A 13,414-nucleotide genomic window follows, 5' to 3' on the forward strand; every position below is an offset into this window, starting at 1 on the left:
AAGGCCCCTCAGTCCCATTCCAGGCCGCCGCGCCGCCATACGTACGCGTACGCGACGAAGACGGTGAGCACGAAGAGCAGCATCTCCACGAGCCCGAAGATCCCCAGGGCGTCGAAGGTGACGGCCCAGGGGTAGAGGAAGACGATCTCGATGTCGAAGACGATGAAGAGCATCGCCGTCAGGTAGTACTTGATGGGGAAGCGCCCGCCGCCGGCCGGCGTGGGGGTCGGCTCGATACCGCACTCATAGGCCTCGAGCCTGGCGCGGTTGTACCGCTTCGGACCGATCAGCGTGGCCATGACCACGGAGAAGATCGCAAAGCCTGCCCCGAGGGCTCCCAGTACGAGGATGGGCGCATACGCGTTCACCGCTCCTCGCTCCTCTCAGTCGGCGCTGACTGCTGGCGGTTGCACTGGACTCGCCTGCCTCACCGGTCCCACGAGCCCCGCTCGTCCCGGGCGAAGATCGAGAACATGTGAAGCAGGTCACAAGCCCAACTGCCTCGCATCTTATGCCCGCCGCTCTGTGATCTGCGACACGGGGTATTCCACAAGCTTTGTGATCTCCACCACCTGACGAAGGATCATGAAGGCGGATGATGAGTGATCTTCGCACTCGAAGCGTTCACTTGATCACCAGAAGTGACATTCTGGCTTGTCATCGCAGGCCGGAGGGGGCGTCTCAATATCAAGAGACTTCCGTTGCATGCAAATTGGTGTGGGGTGCGGAGCCCTGGTAGTGGACGGCGTTCACACATCGGAGGGACGGCCGGGCGGGATGTGGACGCGGGTCCCGGCACGTGCACGCGTTCACGAGCTCGGCGCGCACCGGACGCCATCCTTCCGGTGGCCGTTCCGTGACCTCCGCCACACCGATGAGAGATCCCCAAGAGCCGGGCTTGGCCAACCAGTCCAACCAGTGGTAAGCGACGGGCAATTCGGACGTAATGATCAAAGACCGTGATCAAGGCCTTGATCACAGGCGTCCACAATGTCCGTTACGGCGTCAATAAAGAACAACACGCCCGGGATTCGGGGGCAGATTGAACAACTGTGGCGCAGCACACGTTTCTTGAAGATATGAAGGAGCCCCTGGTACCGGTTGTTCCCATGTCCCACACCGCTCACATACGCAGCCACCGGAAGCCCCGCCGCAGCGCGTCGACCCTCGCGATGCGGGCCGGAGTTGCCGGTGGCGTCCTCGGCACCCTGGCAGTCGCCGGGGCATCCGGTTCGGCGAACGCTGCCGAGCCGGTGACGCAGACCCTCGAACTGCCCACCCTCACGGCCGATCTGGCCGCTCAGGCCGCCAGGTCCGCGGACGCGACCCAGCAGGCCGCCGCGAACTACCAGCTGCAGGCCGAGCGTGACGCGGCCGCCGCAAAGGCCGCGAAGCAGGCCAAGGCGGACCTCGCAGAGGCGAAGCAGAAGGCGGCGGAGGCCAAGAAGAAGGCCGAGGAGGTCGCCCGCAAGGAGGCCGCCGCGCGCGCCACCCGCAACGCGGAGCGGACGACGCTCTCCACCACGGCGAGCACCGGCACCACTTCCACTTCCACCACCACCTCCACCAGCACCTCCACGGCCACCGGCTCGGCCGCTGCCGTGATCAGCTTCGTCAAGGCACAGGTCGGCAAGGCGTACGTCTCCGGCGCCACCGGACCCTCCGCCTACGACTGCTCCGGCCTGGTGCAGACGGCCTTCAAGCAGGTCGGCATCAGCCTGCCGCGCGTCTCCCAGGACCAGTCGACCGCCGGCACCCAGGTCTCGCTGAGCAACCTGCAGCCGGGCGACATCCTGTACTGGGGCAGCGCCGGCAGCGCGTACCACGTGGGCGTGTACGTCGGCGACGGTATGTTCGTCGGTGCGCAGAACCCCTCCACCGGTGTCGTGGAGAGGCCGCTGTCGTACGACCCGCCCACCGGCGCGGTGCGGGTGCTCTGAGCGCACCTCGCACCTCTCACGCGCATAGGGCCGCAGCCGCTCGGGGGCAGCGGCCCTTGCGCCTTTCCCGTGCCGCCCGGCTCGCGGCTTCGCCGGGCGCACAGCTCGCGGTTCTCCCGGGCTGCCCCGGTCCGCTCCTTCTTCGGGCCGCCCGGTCCGCTCCTTGCCGGGCTGCCCGGCTCGGCTCCTCCCTGAAACGCTCGGCTCGGACCGCTGCGTACGTCGCCGACGAGGCGGGGCTGACGGCCGATCAGGTCGGCGGCGATCCGCGCCCGTTGCGTACGACTGCCCCGATGGCGAAGATATCCGGCATGTCGGGCACATCATCCATCCGGTGCTCGAAGCGCCTCTGACCGGGCGACGGCTGCTGGACGAGGACGAGGGGTGTCTGTCGGTGCCGGGGGCCGTGATGGCCGTGCCGCGGCCGGAGCGGGCCGTCGTACGCGGCCGGGACAAGGACGGCCATGCGCCGGCCGTGGAGGGCACGGGGTACTTCGCGCGCCGCCTCGCCCACGAGACCGGCCACAGCAACGCGGTACGTCTCCCTGGACCGGATCTCCAAGCGGGAGAAAAAGGACGCACTGCGGCAGATGGCGGACCGGCGGGACGAGGTGCACGCCCGCCGATCCGCCAAGGCCGAGGCCCTGAGCCGGACCCAGGGAGTGCTCACGCCTTCGGGGCCACCCTGCTGAGGCCGTTGATGATGCGGTCCATCGCGTCGCCGCCCGTGGGGTCGGTGAGGTTGGCCAGCAGCTTCAGGGTGAACTTCATCAGCAGCGGATGGGTGAGGCCGCGCTGGGCGGCGATCTGCATGACCTTCGGGTTGCCGATGAGCTTCACGAAGGCGCGGCCGAGGGTGTAGTAGCCGCCGTAGGTGTCCTTGAGGATGCGCGGGTAGCGCTGCAGGGCGATCTCGCGCTGGTCGGGCGTGGCCCGCGCGTGGGCCTGGACGATGACGTCGGCGGCGATCTGGCCGGACTCCATGGCGTAGGCGATGCCCTCGCCGTTGAAGGGGTTCACCAGGCCGCCGGCGTCGCCGACGAGCAGCAGGCCCTTGGTGTAGTGCGGCTGCCGGTTGAACGCCATGGGCAGTGCGGCGCCGCGGATCGGGCCGGTCATGTTCTCCGGGGTGTAACCCCAGTCCTCCGGCATGGAGGCGCACCAGGCCTTCAGTACCTCGCGCCAGTCCAGCTCCTTGAAGGAGTCGGAGGTGTTCAGCACGCCGAGGCCCACGTTGGACGTGCCGTCGCCCATGCCGAAGATCCAGCCGTAGCCGGGCAGCAGGCGGTCCTGGGGGCCGCGGCGGTCCCACAGTTCCAGCCAGGACTCCAGGTAGTCGTCGCCGTGGCGCGGGGAGGTGAAGTAGGTGCGGACCGCGACGCCCATCGGGCGGTCCTCGCGGCGGTGCAGGCCCATCGCGAGGGACAGGCGGGTGGAGTTGCCGTCGGCGGCGACGACGAGCGGCGCGTGGAATCGGGCCTCTCGCTTCTCCTCGCCGAGCTTGGCGGTGACGCCGGTGATACGGCCGGTGCGGTCGTCGATGATCGGCGCGCTCACGTTGCAGCGCTCGTACAGGCGGGCGCCGGCCTTCTGGGCGTTGCGGGCCAGCTGCTCGTCGAAGTCGTCGCGCTTGCGGACCAGACCGTAGTCGGGGAAGGAGGCGAGATCCGGCCAGTCCAGCTGGAGACGGCTGCCGCCGCCGATGATGCGCAGGCCCTTGTTGCGCAGCCAGCCGGCCTCTTCGGAGATGTCGATGCCCATGGCGACGAGCTGCTTGACCGCGCGCGGGGTGAGGCCGTCACCGCAGACCTTCTCGCGCGGGAACTCGGTCTTCTCCAGGAGCAGGACGTCGAGGCCGGCCTTGGCGAGGTGGTACGCGGTCGTGGAGCCGGCTGGCCCCGCGCCCACGACGATCACATCGGCGGTGTTGTCGGAGAGGGGCTCGGTCACGGCGGGATCTCCCCAAGGTTCGAAATATGCGTGCCGACCGGCACTGGACATGGGCAGTCTATTCAGCAGAATTGATCACCCGTCTGAAGGGCTGCCCTGTGAACCGACCTCTCCCCGCGGTACGGCTGCGCGTTCCCACCCACGAGGACGCGGTCGCCTGGCACCGGGTCTTCGACGACCCCGAGGTCATGGAGTTCCACGGTGGCAAACCCGCGGCGCTGTCGGTCTACGAGGAACTCACCGCGCGCCAGCGGCGTCACGACGCGGAGCGCGGCTTCTGCCTGTGGACGCTGCTGGACGAGACCGGAGAGGTCATCGGTTTCACCGGGGCGCAGCCCTGGCGGCCTGACTGGGGGCCGGCCGGCGAGATAGAGATCGGCTGGCGGCTCGGACGGGCGCACTGGGGCAAGGGATACGTCACCGCGGCGGGACGGGAGACCCTCAGGCGGGTGCGGGCGGCCGGGGTGCCGGGTGTGGTGGCGATGGTCCGGCCGGGCAACGAGCGGTCGATCGCGGTGGCCCGGCGACTCGGCATGGAGCCGGCGGAGACCTACGAGCACCCCACGCCGCAGGGGCCGGCGCTCTGCTTCCGACTCGCCTTTAATTACGCACAGTAGCGATATGTCACAGAAAGCCACCAGGTTCTTCCGGGGCGGGGTGCGCGGGAGTTACCCTTCCTGTACCACTGGGGGTGACATCTGTGCGTATAACACCCAAAACACCCGAAGTGCGCGTTCCGCGTCTGGTCGGCCTGATGGCCATGGACGCGCGCCAAACGGCCCGGGCACGGGGCTTGTTCCTCAACGCGCCGGACCGCCCGGACTTCCCCCGCATGGTCGTCGACTACGTCGTACGCCAGTATCCGCAGCCCGGTGCCGAGGTGCCGCCGGACTCGATGGTGTACGTGTGGTTCGACTTCGGTGAGGGCGAGGGCGGCGGAGGCATGCGCGAACCACGCATCCCCCGGCCGCCCACCGGCGGACTCCAGCGGGAGCTGGGCGAGCCCGGCGACGCCTTCGAGATGATCGACCGGTGAGACGCCGGGGGGTCAGCTCTGCTTGAAGCCCCGGTGCAGCGCGACCACACCGCCGGTGAGGTTGCGCCAGGCCACCTTCGACCAGCCCGCCTTGCGCAGTTGTTCGGCGAGGGCGGGCTGATCGGGCCAGGCACGGATCGACTCGGCGAGGTAGACGTAGGCGTCCGGGTTCGAGGACACCGCTCGGGCGGCCGGAGGCAGCGCCCGCATCAGGTACTCGGTGTAGACCGTCCGGAAGGGCGCCCAGGTGGGGTGCGAGAACTCGCAGATCACCACGCGCCCGCCGGGCCGCGTCACCCGGTACATCTCCCGCAGGGCCGCGTCCGTGTCCTGCACGTTGCGCAGCCCGAAGGAGATCGTCACGGCGTCGAAGGTGTCGTCCCTGAACGGCAGTTTGGTCGCGTCGCCCGCCGTGAACGGCAGCCAGGTGTGCTTCTTCTTGCCGACCTGCAGCATCCCGAGGGAGAAGTCGCAGGGGACGACGTACGCGCCCGTCTGCGCGAAGGGCAGCGAGGAGGTGGCCGTACCGGCCGCGAGGTCGAGGACCTTCTGCGCGGGGCGCGCGTCGACGGCCTTCGCCACCTCCTTGCGCCAGAGCCGGTCCTGGCCGAGCGACAGCACGGCGTTCGTCAGGTCGTACCGTTCCGCCACGTCGTCGAACATCGAGGCGACTTCGTGCGGCTGCTTGTTCAGGGAAGCGCGGGTCACCCGTCCATTGTGGCAGCACGGCCTCACGGCAGGGCCCTCGGCTTCCCGCGTGCCGCGGGGTCCTCCACCCAGCCGCGCAGCAGGACGATGCGGTGACCGACCGCGGTGGGGTGCCGCAGAGTTCGGGGGCGTCCGGCCAGGCCCTCGCGGGCTGAGCCGGACGCACGCCCCCGGCGCGCGCTCCGGCCGGTCTAGCGGCGGCGGTACAGCAGGCGGCCGTCGATGACGGTCGCCACACAGGTGATGGCTCCGCGCTCGACGAGGGCGGCCTCGTCGGGAACGTCGAACACGGCGAAGGTGGCGTGCAACCCTTCATGCGGCGGGATCGGCATGAGGATCGCCTCGCCGAGGGTGCGGGACCCGGCCAGGGGGTCCAGGCCCGGCGGTCCCGCAGGGGCCTCGCACCGTTCCTCGCTCGACAGCCCCGCCCGGTGCACGGCGTCCGCCACGGCGGGCCGCCACAGGTTCCCGGCCACCGCCACCGTCCCGTGCGCCAGCATCCGCTGCACCCCGCGCCGGGCGCTCGCGCCCCACCGCGCGTCGGTCATGCCGAGGGCGGTCAGTGCCTCGCCCGTGATCGGCTCGGTGCCCAGTTCTGCGGCCTCGCGCGGGTCGGGGTGGTAGGCCTGCTCCAGCAGTTCCGGCCCGTACGGGTTGAGCAGGCCGGGCGCGATGAGCCCCGGCCAGCGCCGTACCCGGGCCGACGGGTGCGCGGCCGCCACCTCCGCGTACGGGCCGACGGACGCGATCACCCGGCCGTCGACCAGGATCGCGCCCCCGGGCATCGGTGACCGCTGCGGATCGCCGGTGACGAGCAGGTCCGCGGCGTGAATCGTCAGCATGCCAGGCTCAGTTGGACGCCAGCAGCTTCAGCTCGGGGTGGGCCGTGCCGCCCTCGATCGCCGTGGAGGAGAAGTGGGAGACCACGCGGTCGTCGACGGGGTCGTTCGCCGGGTCGTCGTGCACGACGAGGTGCTCGTACGTCGTCGAGCGCTGCGCCGGGACGCGGTCCGCCTTGCGGATCAGGTCGATGATCTCCTGGCGGTTGGAGCGGTGCTTGGCACCGGCCGAGGAGACCACGTTCTCCTCCAGCATGATCGAGCCGAGGTCGTCCGCGCCGTAGTGCAGGGACAGTTGGCCGACCTCCTTGCCGGTGGTCAGCCACGAGCCCTGGATGTGCCGGACGTTGTCGAGGAAGAGGCGGGCGACCGCGATCATCCGCAGGTACTCGAAGAGGGTCGCCTGGGTGCGGCCCTTCAGGTGGTTGTTCTCCGGCTGGTAGGTGTACGGGATGAAGGCGCGGAAGCCGCCCGTGCGGTCCTGCACGTCCCGGATCATGCGCAGGTGCTCGATGCGCTCGGCGTTCGTCTCGCCCGTGCCCATGAGCATGGTGGACGTCGACTCCACGCCCAGCTGGTGCGCGATCTCCATGATCTCCAGCCAGCGCTCGCCGCTCTCCTTCAGCGGGGCGATGGCCTTGCGCGGACGCTCGGGCAGGAGTTCGGCGCCGGCGCCCGCGAAGGAGTCCAGACCGGCCTCGTGGATGCGGGTGACGGCCTCCTCGACCGGCACACCGGAGATCCGGGCCATGTGCTCGACCTCGGAGGCGCCCAGCGAGTGGATCACCAGCTGCGGGAAGGCCTCCTTGATGGCCCGGAAGTGCTTCTCGTAGTACTCGACGCCGTAGTCCGGGTGGTGACCGCCCTGGAACATGACCTGGGTGCCGCCCAGTTCCACGGTCTCCGCGCACCGGCGCAGGATGTCGTCGAGATCGCGGGTCCAGCCCTTGGCCGTGTCCTTGGGGGCCGCGTAGAAGGCGCAGAACTTGCACGCCGTGACGCACACGTTCGTGTAGTTGATGTTGCGCTCGATGATGTACGTCGCGATGTGCTCGACGCCGGCGTACTTGCGGCGGCGCACGGCGTCGGCGGCGGCGCCCAGGGCGTGCAGGGGCGCGTCGCGGTAGAGGGCGAGCGCCTCTTCCGGGGTGATCCGCCCACCGGCGGCGGCACGGTCGAGGACAGACTGGAGGTCGGCCTTCTCGGTCACCAGGGCGTCCCTTTCGTCAAGGGTTGAATCATGGACAGTGCGCGAAGCGCTCGTACGGAGTGGCGGTGGGAGACGGGTGGGCAGACCGAACCAGCCTACGCCAGCCGTTTCCGGCGGAAGACGTCAGGCCGCGTACGCGCCGATCAGCAGCCCGGCGAAAGCGCCGGCCATCAGGAACGGACCGAACGGGATCGCCGTTTTGCGGCCCGCCCGCCGGGCGACGACGAGCGCGCCGCCGTAGAGCGCGCCGAGCAGGAACCCGGCGAAGGTGCCGAGCAGCACGGTGGGCCAGCCGTACCAGCCGAGGAGGGCGCCCATGCCCACGGCCAGCTTCACATCACCGAAGCCCATGCCGGCCGGGTTGACGCGGTACAGCACGTAGTAACCGCCGCCGAGGGCGAGGGCGCCGTAGAGCGCGGTGAGCCAGTGGCCGGCGTGCTCGGGCAGCAGCGCGGTGAGGCCGAGCAGGGCGAGCGCTGCGGCGGCGAGCGGCAGGGTCAACGGGTCGGGCAGCCGCTGCACCCGGAAGTCCACCACGGCCAGCAGCACCCCGACCGGCGCGAGCAGCAGCCAGACCGCCAGCTCGGGCCGGGTGCCGGTGGCGGCGGCGAGGGCGGCGCAGGTGAGGGCGGTGGCGGTGGCGAGGAGGGGGGCGGAGGGAGCGTACGGCGCGTCCTCCGTGAGGTACGCGCCCCCGCGCCCCTCGCCCCCGAGGCCCCTTGCGCGCACCTCGCCCCCGGCCTCTCGTGCCCGCCCCTCGCCCCCGACGTCTCGTGCGCGCTCCCGGTCACGTGTGCACTCCCGGCACGCCGTCCCTCCGAGCCACCCGCGGAGCGGATGGCCGCCGGGACACCGGGTCCGCCAGGACTCGCCGGACGGGACGGCGAAGCGGTACGCGGCCCGAGGCAGCAGCGCGCCCGCCGCCGCGCCCCACAGCGCCGAGATGAGCACCAGCGCCCCCGTGGCCAGCCCGGCCGCGCTCACGCGGTCCGGTCTTCCGTCGAACTCACCGTGCTGCGCAGCGCCATGGCGGGTGTCCTCGAAGGTTGCCGGAAGTGCGCCGAGCAGCCTACGGACATTCGGCCGCCCCGTGCACCCGTGTCCGGCTCAGACGGCCGGCAGCGCGTAGATCTTCGGGCCGTGCGTCACCAGCAGCCGGTTGCCGGAGAGGCTCATCTGCCATTCGGCGTCCACGTCGCCGTCGTTGTCGTCGTAGAACCAGCGGAGTCTGCCCGTCCTGGCCTCCAGGGCGAAGATCCCGCCGTTGGGCAGGACCCCGGACGCGCCGTAGAGCGTCGTGCCGGCCTTGAGGAACGTCTCCGGGGGCCGGTGGCTGTCCCCGTCCGTGGACAGCCAGATCCGCTTGCCGTTCTCGACGTCGACGGCCCAGATGCCCCGGTCGTGGTCGCTGACGTAGACGACGCCGTCGATCACCGTGGGGGTGTTGAAGCCGCGGCGGCCGTTCGGCGACAGCGTCCAGCGGGTGGCGCCCGTCTCGACGTCCACGGCCGTCAGCTTGTCCCCCGGCAGGAACACCAGCCCGTTCGCGACCGTCGGCTGCCAGAACCAGTCGTCGCCGATCTTCTTGGTCCACAGTTGCTCGCCCGTGGCGGTGTCGCGGGCGGTGACGTTGTAGTTGGAGTCGGCGTAGACCAGGTACTTGCCGGAGACGGAGCCCCGGACGTCGTAGTCCTTCGTGCCCCAGTCGCGGTGCTGCAGCCACACCGCCTTGCCGGTGGTGTGGCTGATCCCGGCGACGGCCGTGCGGTACCGGGTGGCGCTGTTGGCCTGGCCGTAGTCGGTCAGGGCGACGTAGACGTTCCTGTCGTCGATGGCGATGGTCCGCTCGATGCTCAGCCGTTTGCCGAGCCGGCTGCGCCAGGCCTCGTCGCCGGTCGCGACGTCGTAGGCGACCAGATAGCCGTCGTAGTCGCCGTCACCGAGGAACACCTTGCCGCCGTGGAACAGGAGCTGGGCTCCGGCGCGGCAGATGCCGTCCTTGGACCAGCGCTTCCTCCCCGTCTTCACGTCGTACGCCACCAGCGGGTCGCCGCTGACGAGGAGCAGGCCGTCGCAGGAGAGCAGCGGTACGTCGGTCGCCGTGCTGTCCTCGGACGCGCTGCTCGCCCACAGCGGCTGTGGGGCCACTCCGGCGGGCGGGGTGGTGAAGTTCTCGGCGGCGGGCTCGCCCGAGGCGCCCTTGCCGCCCGTTCCGCCGGCGCCGGCCAACGCCTCGCCGCTCTCGGTGTTCCGGCCGAACCACCAGGCCGTTCCCCCGCCGACGGCCGCGACCGCGACGGCACCGCCGAGGGCGAGGGATACGACACGGCGACGGGAGGGCGAGGCGGCGGTCGCGGTGCCGCCGTCCAGCTGCACGGTGCCGGGCTGGGCGCCGAGCGGCGTGGTGGGGGCGGGAGTTGCGCCCGGTGGTGTTCCGTGACCCGGTGCGGTGACCGGAGTTGACGTGCCGTATCCCGGCCCGGGTGAGGGTGTGCCCGCCGGTGGCGTGCCGTATCCCGGCCGCGGTGCCGGTGGATGGCCGTATCCCGCCGCCGGGGTGCCCGCAGGGGTGTGCGCTCCGCCGGGCATGGTCGGCGCCGGTCCGAAACCGGCGCCGCCCGCTGCCGGCTGCTGCTCCGGCGCCTCGAGATCCAGGATCCCGGCCGCGTGCGTGGCGATCGTGGAGGCCACCGCCGACGGCAGCCAGTCGCGGAGCACGCCCTCGACGCCCTGCGGGGCCAGTGCCGTCACGATCTCGCCCGGGGCAGGGCGGCCGGCCGGGTCCTTGAGCAGGCAGGCCCGGACCAGGCCGAGCAGGGGCCGCGGTATGTCCGTCAGATCGGCTTCGCCGTGGACGACTTGGTAGAGCATCGCCGCGTGCGAGGCGGCCCCGTCACCGAAGACGCTGCGGCCGGTGGCGGCGAAGGCGAGCACGGCGCCGAGGGAGAACACGTCGCCCGCCGGGCCGACGTCCTTGCCCAGCGCCTGTTCCGGGGGCATGTAGCCGGGCGAGCCGACCACGACTCCGGTCTGTGTCATCCGGGTGCCGTCCACCGCCCGCGCGATGCCGAAGTCGATGACGCGGGGGCCGTCCGCGGCCAGCAGGACGTTCGACGGCTTGAGATCGCGGTGGATGAGCCCTGCCGCGTGGATCTCCTGGAGGGCGGCGGCGAGCCCGGCGCCCAGGGCGCGGACGGTGTGCTCGGGCAGCGGGCCGTGCGCGGTGACGACCTCGGTCAGATCGGGGCCGAGGACGTACGAGGTGGCCAGCCAGGGCAGCGGTGCCTCGGGGTCGGCGTCCACGACCGCGGCGGTGTACCGGCCGGAGACGGCCTGGGCGATCTCGGCCTCGTGCCGGAAGCGGTCGCGGAAGCCGGTGTCGGCGGCGAGGTCGGGGCGTACGACCTTCACGGCGACGGTCCGGCCACCGGGCGAACGGGCCAGGTAGACCCGGCCCATGCCGCCGGCTCCGAGTCTGCGCAGCATGCGGTAGCTGCCCAACTGGCGCGGATCGTCCGGCTGCAGTGTCTCCATGGCGGGTCGTCCCCGTCCTTCCCCGTCGTGTGCCGTACCGCGCCCGCCGTGACGGTGGGCGGCTGATGTGCGCCAACGCGCACACAGTAGTGACGGCGGGGAACGGCGGGACGGCAGGGGCGGACGAGGGACGACGCCTGCCGGTTCCTCGGCTGCCTCCGGCGCGGCGCCGGGGTTCCTACGGCTGCAGCAGGTCCACCTTCACGTCCGCCGGGAAACCCGTCGTCGGGCCCACCCGGCGGGCGAACTCGGCGACGGCCCGCAACTGCGGCGCGCCGAAGCTGAAGTCGAGGGTGGTGAAGTACTGCTCCAGGGTGGCCTCGTCGAAGGCCTCCCAGCGGGCGGCCTGCTCGGCCACCTTGCCGACCTCCTCCAGGGAGAGGTTGCGGGAGGCGAGGAAGGCCTCGTGGACCTTGCGGGTGATGAACGGCTCGCGCTCCAGATAGTCCCGGCGGGCCGCCCAGACCGCGAAGACGAACGGCAGACCGGTCCACTCCTTCCAGAGCGCGCCGAGATCGTGCACCTGGAGGCCGTAGCGGGGGCCGTCGATGAGGTTGGCGCGCAGGGCGGCGTCGCCGATGAGGACGGCGGCCTCGGCCTCCTGCATCATCAGGCTGAGGTCGGGCGGGCAGGTGTAGTAGTCGGGCTGAACGCCGTAGCGCTCGGCCAGCAGGAGCTGGGCCAGGCGGACGGATGTGCGGGAGGTGGATCCGAGGGCGACCCGGGCGCCGTCCAGCCGGTCGAGGGGGACCTGGGAGACGATCACGCAGGACATCACCGGGCCGTCGCAGCCGACGGCGATGTCCGGGAAGGCGACGAGGTCGTCGGCGTTGCGCAGGAACTCGACCAGGGTGACGGGGCCGATGTCGAGGTCGCCGTACACGATCTGCTCGCTGAGCTTCTCCGGGGTGTCCTTGGTCAGGTCGAAGTCGAGGAGCGTGCCGGTTCTCGCGAGCCCCCAGTAGAGGGGCAGGCAGTTCAGGAACTGGATGTGGCCGACGCGCGGCCGGGTGCGAGAATTGTCCACATCGCGAGACTAGACCCCGTGCGGTACGGTGCCCGGACCGGCCCCGCCGCCAAACGGACTAGCGAGCGTTCAAACATCCGGGTGACGTGATCTTGACCTCTATTGCTTTCGGCTGCCCGCGTGCTAGGCTCGCCGCAAGTTGCAGTTTGGTTTCCCTTGCAGTACAGAGCCTGCGGAGCATGTAACCGCAGGCTCTCGTCGTTTTCAGACGAATGCAGTTGTGCAGCACCGTTTCGCACGTGCAGGTTCTGGAGCAGGGCAACCCTTTTGGGCCCAAGGAGGGCTTATGGCTACCGGAACCGTTAAGTGGTTCAACGCCGAAAAGGGCTTTGGCTTTATCGCCCAGGAGGGCGGCGGCCCCGACGTCTTCGTTCACTACTCCGCGATCAACGCCTCTGGCTTCCGCTCCCTCGAGGAGAACCAGCAGGTGAGCTTCGACGTGACGCAGGGTCCGAAGGGTCCGCAGGCGGAGAACGTCACCCCCGTCTGATCACTGCCTGATCGCAGAACCTGAGTGCAGTACCCAAGGAGCCCCGCGCCGTCCGGCGACGGGGCTCCTGCCTTTCCCCGTCCACTCCCTCCGTGAATCCCTGGCGCATTCCCTATGTGTGCTGCATAACGAGGACGAAGGTCGTGCCCGGCGCCAGCGCCTCGTACGAGTGGGCCACATCCCCCCGATAGGTCATGTAGTCGCCGGGATTCAGTTCGGCTTCCTCCCCGGCCGGTCCCGCCTTCACCCGGCCCGTGCCGACGATCAGATGCTCGACCGTGCCCGGGATGTGCGGCTCCGCCACCCGCGCCGAGCCCGGTTCCGCCCGGACCTGGTAGATGTCCCGCCGGGCCCCGGGAGGACTCGCCGACAGCAGCGTGCCGACGAAGGTGGCCTGCTCGGAGGCGACCGCCGGCCCCTGACCGACGCGGATCACCTGGACGCTCGGTGTCGGCTGTTCGACCAGCACGCTGAAGGGGACGCCGAGGGCGACACCCAGCGCCCAGATCGTCTCCACGCTCGGGTTTCCGCTCGCCGCCTCCAGTTGGGACAGCGTGGACTTCGCGATTCCGGCGCGCTTGGCCAGCTCGGACAGGGAGAGTCCGGCGCGGGTGCGCTCACGCTTGAGGGACGCGGCGATCCACTCCATCGGGAGCCGGGCGGGAACCTCGGACATGTCG

13 protein-coding genes and 1 pseudogene are annotated in these 13,414 nt (G+C 70.7%); 5 read left to right on the top strand and 9 right to left on the bottom strand.

Features of this window, described 5'->3' with window-relative positions:
- Positions 1–8: 8 nt before the first annotated feature.
- Positions 9–368 carry an NADH-quinone oxidoreductase subunit A gene (locus tag ABZ079_RS20575; RefSeq protein WP_030420561.1) on the bottom strand — a complete coding sequence of 120 codons (360 nt, stop codon included), beginning with the start codon at positions 366–368 and terminating at the stop codon, positions 9–11.
- 741 nt (positions 369–1,109) lie between these two features.
- Between ABZ079_RS20575 and ABZ079_RS20580 the strand changes: the two genes are divergently transcribed.
- Both ABZ079_RS20580 and ABZ079_RS20585 read left to right on the top strand, forming a co-directional pair.
- Entirely contained in the window at positions 1,110–1,940 is an 831-nt protein-coding gene (locus ABZ079_RS20580) for a C40 family peptidase (protein WP_356940851.1), read from the top strand.
- Positions 1,941–2,146: 206 nt separating this feature from the next.
- A pseudogene (locus ABZ079_RS20585) lies at positions 2,147–2,632 on the top strand (peptide deformylase); the annotation flags it as partial.
- Here the strand turns inward: ABZ079_RS20585 and ABZ079_RS20590 are convergent.
- Positions 2,607–3,941 (bottom strand): geranylgeranyl reductase family protein, encoded by a 1,335-nt coding sequence (locus tag ABZ079_RS20590; protein WP_356940852.1) that lies wholly within the window; start codon positions 3,939–3,941, stop codon positions 2,607–2,609. The pseudogene ABZ079_RS20585 and the gene ABZ079_RS20590 overlap by 26 nt on opposite strands.
- A gap of 47 nt (positions 3,942–3,988) precedes the next feature.
- On the opposite strand from ABZ079_RS20590, the gene ABZ079_RS20595 reads away from it, so the two are divergent.
- Positions 3,989–4,507: a GNAT family N-acetyltransferase gene (locus ABZ079_RS20595; RefSeq protein ID WP_356940853.1), complete on the top strand. Its 519-nt coding sequence runs from the start codon at positions 3,989–3,991 to the stop codon at positions 4,505–4,507.
- Positions 4,508–4,617: 110 nt separating this feature from the next.
- Positions 4,618–4,926, top strand: coding sequence for a PASTA domain-containing protein (locus ABZ079_RS20600; protein WP_356940854.1), 309 nt, complete (start codon positions 4,618–4,620; stop codon positions 4,924–4,926).
- Between the two features lie 12 nt (positions 4,927–4,938).
- Here the strand turns inward: ABZ079_RS20600 and ABZ079_RS20605 are convergent, their stop codons facing one another.
- From ABZ079_RS20605 to ABZ079_RS20630, 6 genes are all read right to left on the bottom strand, one after another.
- Complete coding sequence (locus ABZ079_RS20605) at positions 4,939–5,634, bottom strand: demethylmenaquinone methyltransferase (protein WP_356940855.1); 696 nt, start codon at positions 5,632–5,634, stop codon at positions 4,939–4,941.
- A 191-nt stretch (positions 5,635–5,825) separates the two neighbouring features.
- Entirely contained in the window at positions 5,826–6,476 is a 651-nt protein-coding gene (locus tag ABZ079_RS20610) for a hypothetical protein (protein ID WP_356940856.1), read from the bottom strand.
- Positions 6,477–6,483: 7 nt separating this feature from the next.
- Complete coding sequence (gene mqnC, locus ABZ079_RS20615; protein WP_356940857.1) at positions 6,484–7,683, bottom strand: cyclic dehypoxanthinyl futalosine synthase; 1,200 nt, start codon at positions 7,681–7,683, stop codon at positions 6,484–6,486.
- 123 nt (positions 7,684–7,806) lie between these two features.
- Positions 7,807–8,652, bottom strand: coding sequence for an A24 family peptidase (locus tag ABZ079_RS20620; protein WP_356940949.1), 846 nt, complete (start codon positions 8,650–8,652; stop codon positions 7,807–7,809).
- A gap of 138 nt (positions 8,653–8,790) precedes the next feature.
- Positions 8,791–11,217: a PQQ-binding-like beta-propeller repeat protein gene (locus ABZ079_RS20625; RefSeq protein ID WP_356940858.1), complete on the bottom strand. Its 2,427-nt coding sequence runs from the start codon at positions 11,215–11,217 to the stop codon at positions 8,791–8,793.
- Positions 11,218–11,395: 178 nt separating this feature from the next.
- On the bottom strand, positions 11,396–12,244 hold the full coding sequence (locus tag ABZ079_RS20630; protein WP_356940859.1) for a menaquinone biosynthesis protein: 849 nt from the start codon (positions 12,242–12,244) through the stop codon (positions 11,396–11,398).
- A gap of 286 nt (positions 12,245–12,530) precedes the next feature.
- Here ABZ079_RS20630 and ABZ079_RS20635 point away from each other — a divergent pair, with 286 nt between their 5' ends.
- Positions 12,531–12,734, top strand: coding sequence for a cold-shock protein (locus tag ABZ079_RS20635; protein WP_003992177.1), 204 nt, complete (start codon positions 12,531–12,533; stop codon positions 12,732–12,734).
- Positions 12,735–12,846: 112 nt separating this feature from the next.
- Here ABZ079_RS20635 and ABZ079_RS20640 read toward each other — a convergent pair whose 3' ends face one another.
- Positions 12,847–13,410 carry an XRE family transcriptional regulator gene (locus ABZ079_RS20640; RefSeq protein ID WP_356940860.1) on the bottom strand — a complete coding sequence of 188 codons (564 nt, stop codon included), beginning with the start codon at positions 13,408–13,410 and terminating at the stop codon, positions 12,847–12,849.
- Positions 13,411–13,414 lie beyond the last annotated feature (4 nt).

This window comes from Streptomyces sp. NPDC006314, assembly GCF_040613075.1.
In the GTDB taxonomy this organism is placed as follows: domain Bacteria; phylum Actinomycetota; class Actinomycetes; order Streptomycetales; family Streptomycetaceae; genus Streptomyces.

Coding starts and splice junctions, on each gene's coding strand:
- ABZ079_RS20590 (WP_356940852.1), bottom strand. CDS start 3,941: ATGTCCAGTGCCGGTCGGCACGCATATTTCGAACCTTGGGGAGATCCC.
- ABZ079_RS20610 (WP_356940856.1), bottom strand. CDS start 6,476: ATGCTGACGATTCACGCCGCGGACCTGCTCGTCACCGGCGATCCGCAG.
- ABZ079_RS20580 (WP_356940851.1), top strand. CDS start 1,110: ATGTCCCACACCGCTCACATACGCAGCCACCGGAAGCCCCGCCGCAGC.
- ABZ079_RS20640 (WP_356940860.1), bottom strand. CDS start 13,410: ATGTCCGAGGTTCCCGCCCGGCTCCCGATGGAGTGGATCGCCGCGTCC.
- ABZ079_RS20635 (WP_003992177.1), top strand. CDS start 12,531: ATGGCTACCGGAACCGTTAAGTGGTTCAACGCCGAAAAGGGCTTTGGC.
- ABZ079_RS20625 (WP_356940858.1), bottom strand. CDS start 11,217: ATGGAGACACTGCAGCCGGACGATCCGCGCCAGTTGGGCAGCTACCGC.